Below are 12538 nucleotides of genomic sequence, written 5' to 3' on the forward strand. Positions count from 1 at the left end.
TTTCTATTTGAAATCTAGTTTTGCATCTACGTGTCAAGTGCGGTTAGTATCGTATGGACCATTTTTTCAGGTTGCTGGTTAATTTTTACCACAATAGCATTTTTTGGTGGTGATAAGACATCAAATTGGGACTGTAATAGTTCTAGGGGCATATAGTGACCCTTTCTTTGCTGCAGTCTTTCAAGGACTTCTTGAAAGGAACCTTTCAAATAGATGTAATAAACGCCTTTGCTAATTCCTGCTTGGAGCAGATCTCTATAACTCTCCTTTAAGGCCGAACATGCAATAACGGCTCCTTTGACTAGATTATTTTTTGCCAGTATATTTAAGGCTACTAACCAGTCATAACGATCTTCATCATTTAAAGGTTTACCAGCGGACATTTTTTCAATATTGACATCCGGATGAAAGTCATCGCCATCAAAAAAAGGATAATCTAGGGCTTCTGCCAATAGTTTCCCTATAGTGGATTTACCTGAACCTGAAACCCCCATTACAAAAAGAATATGATTATAAACTTGTGTCACGATTTATGTTTAGATTTTTTGTTTGACTTTTTCTACTACCGTTTGGATAACGGCTTGGTAATCTACCCAAATGGTTTGTTCATTTTTTTTAAACCATGTTAGTTGTCTTTTCGCGAATCTTCTAGAATTCTTTTTTATTTCTGAAATGGCAAAATCCAGGGTCCAATCTCCTTCTAAATATTTAAAAAGTTCTCTATAGCCTACTGTTTGAAGAGCGTTTAAAGATTTGTAGGATTCAAGGGATATAACTTCATCAACCAAACCAGCGTCTATCATTTTATCCACCCGTTGGTTGATACGATCATAAATGATAGTACGTTCTGCAGCTATACCTATACTGATGGTCTTAAAATTCCTCTGTTCCTTGCTCTGGTTTAAAAAAGAAGTAAAGGGTTTTCCGGTTCCTAGGCATATTTCAAGTGCTCGTATTAGTCGGTGCGGATTTTCCGTATCCACTTTATTGAAGTAAACAGGGTCCAAATCAGCAAGTTGTTCTTGTAAAACGGAAATACCTTGATCTTGTATAACCTTGTTTAAGTGTGTCCTTATGCTTGGGTTAATTTCTGGAAACTTGTCTAGTCCTTTTGTAATTGCATCTATGTAAAGTCCACTACCACCAACCATAATCACAATATCCTTTTCTTTAAATAATGTATGTAGTAAGGCAATAGCATCTCTTTCAAAATCTCCCACCGAATATTCATCATGTATGCTAATGTTTTGAATGAAATGGTGCTTTATCGTTTCTAGTTCCACTTTTGAAGGGACAGCTGTGCCTATTGACATTTCCTTAAAAAACTGTCTGGAATCTGCAGAGATAATTTCTGTTTTAAATTGTTGGGCTAGTTGAATGGCCAATGCTGTTTTGCCTATTCCAGTTGGCCCTACTATGGATATAAGCCATTTGTCGTCCATTAAGCATCGTTTAATTTGCTGCCGCAAATTCTACAGAATTTAGCATCGTTTCTCAACACCTCAGTGCTACAAGTGGAACAGGACCGACCTCTATCAGTTGTATCTTTTTTGTTCATTTCACTAGTATATTCGGCAGATACGATACCTGTGGGGACGGCTATTATACCATACCCAATGATCATAATAAGGCTGGCAAGTAACTGTCCTAAAGGGGTTTCAGGTGAAATATCTCCGTAACCAACAGTTGTCAAAGTTACAATGGTCCAGTATACACTATGTGGGATGCTATTAAAGCCATGTTCGGGTCCTTCTATAATGTACATGACCGTACCCAACAATATAGAAACTATAATAATGAAAAATACAAAAACTAATATTTTAGTCTTACTAGCATTCAATGCTCTGGCTAGATTATTGGATGCTCCTACGAAACGGGCGAGTTTAAGGATTCTGAAAATCCTTAAGAGCCGCAAGATCCTAAATGCAGTAAGGTATTGGGATCCAATGAACAATAGGGATAGATATTTTGGTAGTGTGGATAATAGATCAACGGCACCGAAAAAACTAAAAATATAGGTTTTTGGTTTTCGTATACTAATTACCCTTAAAATGTATTCTAATGTAAAAAGAATGGTGATCGTCCATTCAGATATATTTAAAAAGGTATGATAGTTTTTATCTACCCAGGGGACACTTTCTAACATTACTATTACAATACTGTAAACGATAACAATCAATAAGATGATATCGAACAGTTTACCTGCCGGAGTATGAGTCCCGTAAATTACTTCGTGTATCTTTTTCTTCCAGTTTTTGGAAAGGATGGGTTGGTTACTCAAAAGATTGCTTTTTAGTAAAAATAATAAAAGTGTACTAATTTAAGGTTATGCTTATAAGGTAACAATTTTAGCGATTTTTCCTTTTCTAAGATGTGATTCTATTAAAAAGGTGGTATTGGCATTATCTTCCATTGGGGTGATTATGGTCTCCAAAATCTGGATTTTATTGATTTGATAATTTAAATCAAAAAACCCCAAGCCTTTAAAAACACCGTTTTTTATAAGGATTCCACTTTTTTCTCCTAATACTCTGCCTTTGTCAATTAGAATCATATTCTTATTGGTAATAGAGTAGGTTTCCAAGGCTAAGTTAACCCTTTCATTGTAAGGTTCGGTTTCCTCTTTTTGGATACATGCACCTAAGCAAATACCAGAAGAATATTTGGAGCAGCTTGCCTTTGCCTGAGAAATGCCATTTAACTTATCGCATAATTGAAACTCTTCAGTGATTTTGTAAAGGAAATTTTGGGCAGCATGAATACTATTAAAGGTGGCAGCGAGATCTGGACCTTGATTAATTTTCTCAGTGCTAAGAGAGAAATAACCATTGGGATTTTTACGCTTATAAATCCCGTAAGAAAAAAGTTTTCTGTTGGAATAGGTATTGTATTTAGGCTTGTTTCTTTGCAGCTCTTCATTTTCCTTTAAAAGAGCCATTAATTCGCTTCCCGTACGCTCAAAGGTTATTGTTTTTGTTTCTTTTTGTATTTTTCTGGCCTTGGAACCGTCATTTGTAAAATGCTGGTTTACTCGTTTTTTAATATTGCCTGAATTGCCTAATAAGATAATTTCACCATCCTTGTTATGCATGTAATAAACACCTCTAACAGAGGGAAGTTGTTCTACTATATCCAATTGGGTTGGAGAAAGTTCCCCCAAGGATGCCGCTTTGGTGATCTCCTTAACAATAGACTTATCATTGTCTTTGGACAATAAAAGTTTAAATAATTTTAAGGTGGCCAAGGCATCTCCATTGGCCCTGTGCCTGTCACTAACGGGAATGCCTAAGGAACGGACTAACTTTCCCAAACTGTATGAATCTTGATCAGGAATCAATTTTTTTGACAAGTCTACCGTACACAATGTTTTACGCTCGAAATTAAATCCCAATCTTCGGAATTCGGTTCGGAGGATACGATAATCGAACTGGGCGTTATGCGCCACTATTACTGCATCTGAAGTAATTTCAACAATTCGTTTAGCTACCTCATAAAATTTGGGCGCAGTCGTTAACATCTTATTGTTGATGCCCGTAAGGTTTACCACAAACGGTTGTATTTCCTTTTCTGGATTGATAAGGCTTATAAATTGGTCAACAACTTCATGTCCATCAAATCGATGGATGGCAATCTCGGTGATTCCCTCTTCATTGTATTTGCCTCCAGTTGTTTCTATATCGAGTATTACATACATTTTTTTCTACCCTTGAGGTTCACTGTTTCTTTAAAACCATAATTTTAGTTTCTTTCCCCAAAAATACTGCTTCCAATTCGGATCATAGTACTGCCTTCTTCAATGGCTATTTGATAGTCTCCACTCATTCCCATGGACAAAGTATCAATATTCGGCAACGTTTCCTTTGATCTATTAAATTGAGTTTTAAGGTGTTTAAATTCTCTGCGTATTTGATTTTTATCTTCTGTGAAAGTAGCCATACCCATCAATCCTACAACCTTAATATTTTGTAATTTTCCAAAGGTTTCTGAATTTAACAAATCATTTAGCTCTGTTTCGTCCAGTCCAAATTTAGTATCTTCTTCAGCAATATGTACTTGTAAAAGACAATCTATAATACGACTGTTTTTTTTTGCCTGCTTATTAATTTCCTTCAGTAGCTTTAGGCTGTCCACGCCATGAACCAAGGAAACATATTCTGCCATGTATTTCACCTTGTTGGTTTGTACATGTCCAATCATGTGCCATTGTATATCTTTTGGAAGATTCTCCCATTTTTGGGTCATCTCTTGGATCTTGTTTTCACCAAACACCCGTTGTCCGCCATCATAGGCTTGTTGAAGATCTTTTTCAGGCTTTGTTTTTGATACTGCAACTAAAGTTACAGATTTAGGGATGGAGTTTAGTATTTCTTCTATGTTTTCTTTTATAGCCATTCTTAGGATTTCTTTATTCTAATTTTATACGTTTTAGTTACGCAACTCTAAAGTTCATAGATAGTAAGCCCACTTCTTATTTTAGGTTCAATATAGGTGCTTTTTGGGGGCATTACCAATCCAGCATCAGCAATATTCTTTAGTTCATCTATGGATACAGGAACCATTCCAAAGCCTACCGCAAAATTTCTCTTATCTATTTCATCTTTCATATTAAAGATGTTATTCTTGCCAAAACCATATTTGATTCTTTTATTCTTCCTAAGATCAGAGATTCCCAAAATTGGTTCTAAAATGGTTTTATATAGAATTTGAGTGTCCAATTTACTCAAAGCATCGCTGAACTTGAAAATTTGCTTTCTCAATTGCAAGGCGAAAAAATCACCATCTAAATACATGCTAAATTGATGCTTTTCTAAGGGTTTGTATAGGGCCTTCCCTTTCTTTTCAATCTTAAAATAGGTATCAAGGGCAACTAGGAATTCTTCTTTGGTAAGTCCATTTAGGTCTTTTATCATTCTATTGAACTCAAATATCTTAATCTCCGATTCGGGGATAAGATAACTCATAAAATAGTTATAAGGTTCCTCTCCTGTGTGCACTTGATTACATTTTTTGCTCTTATCGGCAAAGATCATGGAGGAAGCACTTCTATGGTGGCCATCAGCAATATAAAGGGAGTCTATCTTATTGAATTCTTCCTGTAATTTTGAAATATCAGTTTCTTTTGTAATGGTCCAAAGCGAATGAATAGCTTTATCTGTTGTTGAAAATCGATATTCAGGCTCTCTTTTCTTTACTTCGTCTATAATTTTCTCAATGTTGGTATTATCAGGATAAGTCAATAAAACTGGTTCCGCATTAAAGCCTACATTCTTTAGGTATACTGCAAAAAGATTCTCCCTATGTTTAATGGTATCTTCGTGTTTTTTAATCACATTATTCTTATAATCCTCAACACTAGTGCCACAAAACAGACCGCAACAGCTAAAATCTTCTTTTTCTATTTTATAAAGATAAAAGGATGGTTGGGTATCCCGTATAAGAATTTCATCCTCCAAAAACTCCAAATACCTATTACGTATAAGCCTTAAACGTTCTCCCCCCGATACTTTTTTATCAAATTTAAACCCTGGGTTAATAATATGCAAAAACGAAAACGGATTATATGTAAGTATGGAATTTAGTTCCTTGACGGTATAATCCTCATAAGAACGGGATGCTAAAAAAGGTGCTTTATCCCTTGCTGGTCTAATGGCCTTGAAAGCCTTGATGATGGCCATTGGTCTTATTAAATAAATTGAGCGGATACTTTTTCCGCTTTCTTAGATTCCGAATAATCATAAAACCCTTCTCCGGATTTGATCCCTAATTTTTTTGCCATCACCATATTGATCAAAAGAGGACATGGTGCATATTTAGGATTTTTAAAGCCGTCATACATGACATTAAGAATAGAAAGACAAACATCTAGACCTATAAAATCTGCTAATTGTAATGGTCCCATTGGATGCGCCATTCCCAATTTCATCACGGTGTCTATTTCAGTAACGCCAGCCACGCCGTTGTAAAGAGTTTCAATAGCCTCATTGATCATGGGCATTAAGATCCTATTGGCTACAAATCCTGGATAATCGTTTACCTCTGTTGGCGTTTTACCCAGCTTTTTAGATAATTCCATGATGTTCTTGGTCACTTCATTAGAGGTGTTATAGCCTCGGATGATTTCTACCAATTTCATAATGGGTACGGGGTTCATAAAATGCATTCCAATAACCTTATCGTCCCTATTGGTAACAGCTCCTATCTGGGTTATGGAAATAGAGGATGTATTTGTGGCCAAAATAGTTTCTGGATTACAAATCTGATCTAGTTCCCTAAATATATTCAATTTAATCTCTACATTCTCGGTAGCTGCCTCCACTACTAAATCCATATTTTCAACCCCTTCCTTAAGTCCAGTATGGGTTTTTATGTTTTTAAGAGTATTCAATTTGTCAATTTCTGTAATGGTCTCTTTAAAAACCATTCGGTCTAGGTTTTTCTCTATAACCGCCATTCCCTTATCCAAGGATGCCTGTGAAATATCTATAAGATTTACCTTGTAACCATTTTGGGCAAAAACGTGTGCTATGCCATTACCCATGGTTCCAGCACCTATAACTGCAATATTTTTCATGCTTTGATTTTAATGTTTTTTAATCATTATTAGTTGTACGGTTAGCCACTTTCGTTGGTTAATCCATTCATGGTTGGTTAGCCTACTTCTTTTCAAAGGAGGCTATTACCTGAAGGGCTACCTTTAACGCCTGTGTCCCTTGATAAAGAGATACAACAGGAGTAGTATTATTATTTATGGCATCTGCAAAGGTCTCCAGTTCATCCAAAATGGCATTATTCGCAGAAATAGTAGGGTTTTCAAAATAAATCTGTTTCTTCTCACCTTCTGCATTTTGTAAAACCATATCAAAATCTCCAGGTATTTCTGGTGCATCTTTCATTTTTACCACCTCTACTTTTTTCTCTAGAAAGTCCACGGAAATATAGGAATCCCGCTGAAAAAATCTAGATTTTCGCATGTTTTTTAATGAAATTCTGCTTGCGGTCAGGTTGGCGACGCAGCCATTTTCAAATTCTATCCTGGCATTGGCAATATCCGGAGAGTTGCTTATAACGGAAACTCCACTGGCATTAATTTGCTTTACTTTAGAATTTACAACGCTGAGGATAGCATCAATATCATGGATCATAAGATCTAGAACTACAGGAACATCGGTTCCTCTTGGATTGAATTCGGCTAGTCTATGGGTCTCAATGAACATTGGATTTTTTATTTTATCCTTAACTGCCGAAAAAGCCGGATTAAAACGCTCTACATGCCCCACTTGTCCTTTTACATTATACTTTTTTTCTAGGATCAATAACTCTTCTGCTTCCTCAGAGGTATTGGTAATGGGCTTTTCTATAAAAACATGCCTTCCTTTTTCCATAGCCTTTTTAGCGCAATCAAAATGGGATAGGGTGGGAGTGACAATATCAACTACATCTACAGCATCAATTAGTTTATTGATATTATCAAAATAAGTGTATCCGAACTCGTTGGCCACTTTTTTGCCATTGATGTCATCTGGGTCATAAAAACCGACCAGTTTATATTTTGGGGATTCATTCAATAGGCGCAAATGAATTTTTCCTAAATGTCCTGCTCCCAGGACTCCAACCTTGAGCATAAATTTCGTTTTTGTCAAAAATAAGGATATGAAACGATTCTTCCATGAAAATTAGCGTGTAGTTTTTAGGAATACGTTATATAACACATGAGTATTTTACTTTATAAATAAGTGATTTCTATGGTTGTTTTAAAAATCAACTTTTCATTCAAGACTTTTAAAGAATTGAATAACTTTTTAAATCTGTCAATAGGAATAGCCTTCCTTTTTTTTAACTTCGTCATCCAAAACCAAACTTTTGAAAGACACCCTTAAGCACCGTGGAATGCGCAATAAATTGGCCGAAATATTGGTCGACAAAGGAATAGCAGACCACAAAGTATTGGATGCTATACGCACGATACCCAGACATTTATTTTTAGATAGTAGTTTTGAAGATCATGCCTATCAGGATAAAGCTTTTCCTATAGGTGCAGATCAAACTATATCCCAACCTTATACCGTTGCTTTTCAAACCGAACTTTTAGAAGCCCAGCCTGATCATAAAATCCTCGAGATAGGTACAGGGAGTGGATATCAAACAGCCACTTTGTTGCATTTAAAAACTAAAGTTTACACTATAGAAAGGCAACTAGAACTTTTTAAAAAGACCAATATATTTTTTAAGAAAATGGGATATCGACCAAAGAAGATGATATTTGGCGATGGCTACAAAGGGTTGCCCGAAGAGGCTCCATTTGATGGTATTGTAGTTACGGCTGGGGCTCCATATGTGCCTAAACCCCTTATGGCTCAATTAAAAATAGGAGGTAGGTTGGTAATTCCTGTAGGTACCAACGATCAGATCATGACTCTTTACATTAGAAAATCAGAATTAGAATTTGAAAAAAAAGAATATGGATCGTTTAGGTTTGTACCCCTTTTGGAAGATAAAAATTAAAATAATTTTAATGGTAACCAAGAATGTGTTCTAGTTATTAAAACTTTTCTTAATCCTATCCAGATTTCTTTTTGTATCTTTTTCTTTCATAGACTCCCTTTTGTCATATAATTTTTTACCCTTGGCCAATGCAATCTTTATTTTAGCTAAACCGTTATCATTTACAAAAAGATTTAAAGGTACAATGGTTAGTCCGGATGTATTGACCTCTTTTTCTAGCTTTTTAAGCTCTCTTCTTTGGAGTAGAAGTTTTCTCTCAGCTTTTGGTTTATGATTATAGTGGCTTCCATGGGAATATTCATCTACTTGCATGTTGATAACAAATAGTTCGGAGAGATTATTAAACTCGCAGAAACTTTCGGATATGGAAGCTTTACCAAGACGTATAGATTTTATCTCGGTACCTGAAAGGACAATGCCTGCAACGTAAGTGTCCAAAATCTCATATTCGAATTTGGCTTTTTTATTTTTTATATTTATGTTTTTCTGCATATCACTTACAAAAGTAACGACAATAAAAGAATAAACCATTTCTAGCATTTAGAATTATTTTATGAACCTTTGCTATGAAAATTGAATCGTATTATTTTTCTTAAATTTATACCTATGAAAAAAATGTTTATCCTATTTGTATTTTGTGGTCTCCTCTCTTGTAAAGAGAAGAAAAATGAAAGTTTTACAGCCCAACAAATTGTAGATAAAGCCATAGGGATAAGTGGAGGAGACTTATTTGTGGACTGCAAATTATCCTTTGATTTTAGAGACAAACACTACATTTCCGAAGGAATTGGTAATAATGCCGTTTTGAAGCGTGTTTTTGATTTGGAAGGGAAGAAAGTGGAAGACATAAAGTCCAAGTCAAAATTTGAGCGATATGTAGATGGTACCTTAGAGGTGTTACAGGATACCGTTGCAAATAATTATGACAACTCTGTTAACTCCGTGCATTATTTTGTGAAATTGCCTTACGGATTAAATGATCCTGCCGTAAATAAGACGCTATTGAAGGAGGTAAATTTAAAGGGAAAAGAGTACTATAAAATAAAAGTGACCTTTGATCAAAAAGGGGGAGGAGAAGATTTTGAGGACACATATTTTTATTGGATCAATAAAGAATCATTTAAGACCGATTATTTGGCGTATGATTTTCATGTAGATGGAGGCGGAGTGCGTTTTAGAAAAGCCTATAACGAAAGATACATTAAAGGTATACGTTTTGTGGATTACGAAAATTACCAACCTAAAGATAGCACTAGTACGATAGAAAACATAGATGCTAAGTTCGAATTGGGAGATTTAGAACTTTTATCTAAAATTGAATTAAAGAACATTTCGGTTCAGAAATAGAATTAATTGATTTTAAGTCTAATATCAGTAGCTTTTCCATTTACAATTTGGACGATGAATAGGTTGCTATTGTCATAGTCATCAATATCGTCATACTTTTGAATTCCTATCAAGTTGTTCACAAACTCAGGAGTCGTATTGCTGTGACCAACTATTAATACGTTTTTTCCTAAGTTGTCTGCGATGAACTGAGCTACATCAACATCTTTTGGATCATAGTATTGTAAAGTAAGTTCTTTTTTAACAGAGGTAGGTGCAGCGGTCATAGTGGTCCTTTCGTAGTCCGTGGAATATATAGCATCCAAAGGAACTAAATCAAATACTTCGGCCCAACGTATGGATCGACCTAGTCCTTCTTGGTTTAAATCAGGATCTGTATCCTCAGGATTGATTCTTTCTTTTTCAGCATGTCTGATTAAATAAAAGGTGGTAACCAAGGAATCCATTGGGGGTTGAATAACTTTTTCCTCTTTACAACTCGTAAAGAAGCTGAAACAAAGAACTAAAACTAAGAGCCTTTCAATTTTCATAATGATCATACGTATTATTGCTTTTATCAATATATCTAACTAAAATTAACGTAAATTAGTATGTCCTCCACTTAGAATCTTGTTTTTTTTGATAATGGGGAAACTTCGTCTAATTCTGCTAAATTTTATTTTTCTTCTTGGGGTCAATGCCCAAGATGTGGAGTTGCCTGCAGATTTTAGACAACATAACCTAACCATGTTCAATGCTAGTTTAATGGATCCGACTTTTGCTTTGGATACAAACTGGCTTCAATCTATAGCCTTATGGACAAGGTGGCAATGGCAATCTATAGATACAGATCCTACTACAACCCTTTTAAATTACACGAACAGCGTAAATGACAATTCTGTAATAGGAGCTGGATTTATGCAACACAATTCTGGTGTTTATTTACAGACGGGAGGTATTTTAAATTATGTTCATGCCTTTGATTTAAGTGAAAATGCAAAACTTGCAATAGGGGTTAATGTTCTAGGTTTCCAAAGGGAGATAGCAGACGATAGATTTTTTTCAACAGATGGTGTTAATATCCCAAATAGTGATACCAACGATTTTATTATGCAATTGGCACCAGGTATAAGGTTGTTGCTAAATAGATTCAGCCTTTCTTTTACATCTGAAAATTTTGTTGACATTAATTTTAGTTCCAATAGTAATGATAGTAATAATAAGAAAAAAGTATTCCTCGGGGCTATGGCATATAATTTTCCAATACAACTAATTGGAATAAAAGAAGAAACCTATTTAAGACCAATGTTTTACTTAAAAAGCATTCCTCAAATGGAAACACAATTAGGGTTAAATGCTTTGCTTTCTAGTCAGAAATTTTGGGTACAAGGGGGGTACAATAATTTTTATGGAGCTTCTGCTGGAGTAGGAGGGATATTTTTTGAATCCCTCTCAATAGGGGTCTTGATGGAGTTTGGATTGGATCAAGGAGTCAAGGAAATGGATCCCACTTTTGAATTAATCACAGCAATCAGATTTGGAAATAAGAAAGAGACTGAATTGTTGCCACAGGAAATCATAATCTCACAAGAGTTGAAGGATGAACAAGAAAAGGTAACAATAAAAAATGACGATAAAGTCATAGAAGTGCAAAAACAGGAAACAACCCCCAAGGCAAAATTGGATTCCATTAAAACGGTTAAGGCAGAAAAAGAGGAGATCGTAAAAGCAAAACCACCTTTAGAGAGTAAGACCATTACTAAAGGTAAATATGAGGAAGTAGAGCAGTTGAAAGGATTGCAACCTGGTTACTATTTAATTGCCAATGTATATGGTACTAAAAAATATTTCGACAATTTTATGGAGACTCTACGAAAAAAAGGAATAGAACCAAAATCTTTTTACAGGTCTCTGAACAAATTTAATTATGTTTATCTTGATAGCTATAGTTCTTTAAATGCAGCAGAAAAGGCTAGGGATAGTAAGTTTTATGGCAGGTATGCAGATGCAACCTGGATTTTTAGAGTAATTAGTGAGTGAGTTTATTTTTTAATTTCCTTGTTCATCAATTGCTCTAGGTAGGCAATGGTATTCAGTAAATATTTTTTATCCCTTGTAATTGTAGTCATTGCTACAGCCCCTTGGATCATAGTATATAATTGCTTGGCAAATTGCAACGGCGTAACGGGAATACTAATCTCATTATTCTTGACCCCATTCTCAATGACCAAGGCAATTTTGCCTTCAATTGTTTTTATAGTTTCTTTTACCGCCGCTGCCAATAAGTGATTGTTAAATTGTGTATCCACCCCTACGTTTAAAATTGGACAACCCCCTAAATTAAAGGTGAAATCATTATAATGACGATATAGGCCAGTTAGTTTATATAATTTTTGCAAGGAATTACCATCGCTATTAAGTGCTTCATCTATAGCGGCCAATAATCTTTTGCTATTATATTCAAAGGCGGATAGGGCCAATGCCTCTTTATTTTCAAAATTGCCATAAAGTGCGCCCTTAGTTAGGCCAGTTGCATCTGTTAAATGGCTCATGCTTGTTCCAACATACCCATGTTTGTTAAAAATAGGAGCTACAGTTTCAATAATATATTCTGTGGTTCTTTCTGCTTTGGTGGACATTTTTAGGCAATTTTACACAAAGATAAAAAATATATATACTGTATGGTATATGTAGTTCAATAAAAAAAGGC

At 35.1% G+C, this 12538-nt stretch carries 14 protein-coding genes; 3 read left to right on the plus strand and 11 right to left on the minus strand.

The window, feature by feature from the left end; translation table 11 throughout:
• Window positions 1-26 precede the first annotated feature (26 nt).
• The 8 genes from ABXZ36_RS06855 to ABXZ36_RS06890 all read right to left on the minus strand — a co-directional run bounded on the left by ABXZ36_RS06855 (window position 27) and on the right by ABXZ36_RS06890 (window position 7622).
• Window positions 27-527, minus strand: a complete 501-nt coding sequence (locus tag ABXZ36_RS06855) for a gluconokinase (RefSeq protein ID WP_354614766.1) — start codon at window positions 525-527, stop codon at window positions 27-29.
• Between the two features lie 9 nt (window positions 528-536).
• Window positions 537-1442 carry a tRNA (adenosine(37)-N6)-dimethylallyltransferase MiaA gene (gene miaA, locus ABXZ36_RS06860; protein WP_354614767.1) on the minus strand — a complete coding sequence of 302 codons (906 nt, stop codon included), beginning with the start codon at window positions 1440-1442 and terminating at the stop codon, window positions 537-539.
• A complete protein-coding gene (locus ABXZ36_RS06865; RefSeq protein ID WP_354614768.1) occupies window positions 1442-2281 on the minus strand; it encodes an ion transporter in 840 nt (279 codons plus the stop codon). Before ABXZ36_RS06865 ends, miaA begins: the two co-directional genes overlap by 1 nt.
• A 51-nt stretch (window positions 2282-2332) precedes the next feature.
• A complete protein-coding gene (locus ABXZ36_RS06870) occupies window positions 2333-3694 on the minus strand; it encodes an exonuclease domain-containing protein (protein ID WP_354614769.1) in 1362 nt (453 codons plus the stop codon).
• Between the two features lie 44 nt (window positions 3695-3738).
• Window positions 3739-4392 carry a YggS family pyridoxal phosphate-dependent enzyme gene (locus ABXZ36_RS06875; protein ID WP_354614770.1) on the minus strand — a complete coding sequence of 218 codons (654 nt, stop codon included), beginning with the start codon at window positions 4390-4392 and terminating at the stop codon, window positions 3739-3741.
• A gap of 47 nt (window positions 4393-4439) precedes the next feature.
• On the minus strand, window positions 4440-5675 hold the full coding sequence (locus ABXZ36_RS06880) for a DUF1015 domain-containing protein (RefSeq protein WP_354614771.1): 1236 nt from the start codon (window positions 5673-5675) through the stop codon (window positions 4440-4442).
• Window positions 5676-5683: 8 nt separating this feature from the next.
• On the minus strand, window positions 5684-6571 hold the full coding sequence (locus ABXZ36_RS06885; protein ID WP_354614772.1) for a 3-hydroxyacyl-CoA dehydrogenase family protein: 888 nt from the start codon (window positions 6569-6571) through the stop codon (window positions 5684-5686).
• Between the two features lie 82 nt (window positions 6572-6653).
• A complete protein-coding gene (locus ABXZ36_RS06890; protein ID WP_354614773.1) occupies window positions 6654-7622 on the minus strand; it encodes a Gfo/Idh/MocA family protein in 969 nt (322 codons plus the stop codon).
• Window positions 7623-7860: 238 nt separating this feature from the next.
• On the opposite strand from ABXZ36_RS06890, the gene ABXZ36_RS06895 reads away from it, so the two are divergent.
• Window positions 7861-8502, plus strand: a complete 642-nt coding sequence (locus ABXZ36_RS06895) for a protein-L-isoaspartate(D-aspartate) O-methyltransferase (RefSeq protein ID WP_354614774.1) — start codon at window positions 7861-7863, stop codon at window positions 8500-8502.
• A gap of 30 nt (window positions 8503-8532) precedes the next feature.
• Here the strand turns inward: ABXZ36_RS06895 and smpB are convergent, their stop codons facing one another.
• The gene (gene smpB / locus ABXZ36_RS06900; RefSeq protein ID WP_354615219.1) at window positions 8533-8994 is read right to left on the minus strand and encodes an SsrA-binding protein SmpB; all 462 of its coding nucleotides are present in this window, start codon (window positions 8992-8994) and stop codon (window positions 8533-8535) included.
• 114 nt (window positions 8995-9108) lie between these two features.
• Here smpB and ABXZ36_RS06905 point away from each other — a divergent pair, with 114 nt between their 5' ends.
• A complete protein-coding gene (locus tag ABXZ36_RS06905) occupies window positions 9109-9849 on the plus strand; it encodes a DUF6503 family protein (protein ID WP_354614775.1) in 741 nt (246 codons plus the stop codon).
• Window positions 9850-9851: 2 nt separating this feature from the next.
• Here the strand turns inward: ABXZ36_RS06905 and ABXZ36_RS06910 are convergent, their stop codons facing one another.
• Window positions 9852-10379: a SixA phosphatase family protein gene (locus ABXZ36_RS06910; protein WP_354614776.1), complete on the minus strand. Its 528-nt coding sequence runs from the start codon at window positions 10377-10379 to the stop codon at window positions 9852-9854.
• A 94-nt stretch (window positions 10380-10473) separates the two neighbouring features.
• Here ABXZ36_RS06910 and ABXZ36_RS06915 point away from each other — a divergent pair, with 94 nt between their 5' ends.
• Window positions 10474-11868 (plus strand): PorP/SprF family type IX secretion system membrane protein, encoded by a 1395-nt coding sequence (locus ABXZ36_RS06915; RefSeq protein WP_354614777.1) that lies wholly within the window; start codon window positions 10474-10476, stop codon window positions 11866-11868.
• A 2-nt stretch (window positions 11869-11870) separates the two neighbouring features.
• Here ABXZ36_RS06915 and ABXZ36_RS06920 read toward each other — a convergent pair whose 3' ends face one another.
• On the minus strand, window positions 11871-12467 hold the full coding sequence (locus tag ABXZ36_RS06920) for a TetR/AcrR family transcriptional regulator (RefSeq protein ID WP_354614778.1): 597 nt from the start codon (window positions 12465-12467) through the stop codon (window positions 11871-11873).
• Window positions 12468-12538 lie beyond the last annotated feature (71 nt).

The sequence above is a fragment of the Sediminicola arcticus genome (assembly GCF_040566695.1).
Classification (GTDB): Bacteria; Bacteroidota; Bacteroidia; order Flavobacteriales; family Flavobacteriaceae; genus Sediminicola; species Sediminicola arcticus.

Bases quoted from the DNA above. Each gene is read 5' to 3' on its own strand.
- ABXZ36_RS06880 (WP_354614771.1), bottom strand. From the start codon at position 5,675: ATGGCCATCATCAAGGCTTTCAAGGCCATTAGACCAGCAAGGGATAAA.
- ABXZ36_RS06910 (WP_354614776.1), bottom strand. From the start codon at position 10,379: ATGAAAATTGAAAGGCTCTTAGTTTTAGTTCTTTGTTTCAGCTTCTTT.
- ABXZ36_RS06890 (WP_354614773.1), bottom strand. From the start codon at position 7,622: ATGCTCAAGGTTGGAGTCCTGGGAGCAGGACATTTAGGAAAAATTCAT.
- ABXZ36_RS06870 (WP_354614769.1), bottom strand. From the start codon at position 3,694: ATGTATGTAATACTCGATATAGAAACAACTGGAGGCAAATACAATGAA.
- ABXZ36_RS06920 (WP_354614778.1), bottom strand. From the start codon at position 12,467: ATGTCCACCAAAGCAGAAAGAACCACAGAATATATTATTGAAACTGTA.
- miaA (WP_354614767.1), bottom strand. From the start codon at position 1,442: ATGGACGACAAATGGCTTATATCCATAGTAGGGCCAACTGGAATAGGC.
- ABXZ36_RS06915 (WP_354614777.1), top strand. From the start codon at position 10,474: ATGGGGAAACTTCGTCTAATTCTGCTAAATTTTATTTTTCTTCTTGGG.
- smpB (WP_354615219.1), bottom strand. From the start codon at position 8,994: ATGCAGAAAAACATAAATATAAAAAATAAAAAAGCCAAATTCGAATAT.
- ABXZ36_RS06905 (WP_354614775.1), top strand. From the start codon at position 9,109: ATGAAAAAAATGTTTATCCTATTTGTATTTTGTGGTCTCCTCTCTTGT.
- ABXZ36_RS06875 (WP_354614770.1), bottom strand. From the start codon at position 4,392: ATGGCTATAAAAGAAAACATAGAAGAAATACTAAACTCCATCCCTAAA.
- ABXZ36_RS06885 (WP_354614772.1), bottom strand. From the start codon at position 6,571: ATGAAAAATATTGCAGTTATAGGTGCTGGAACCATGGGTAATGGCATA.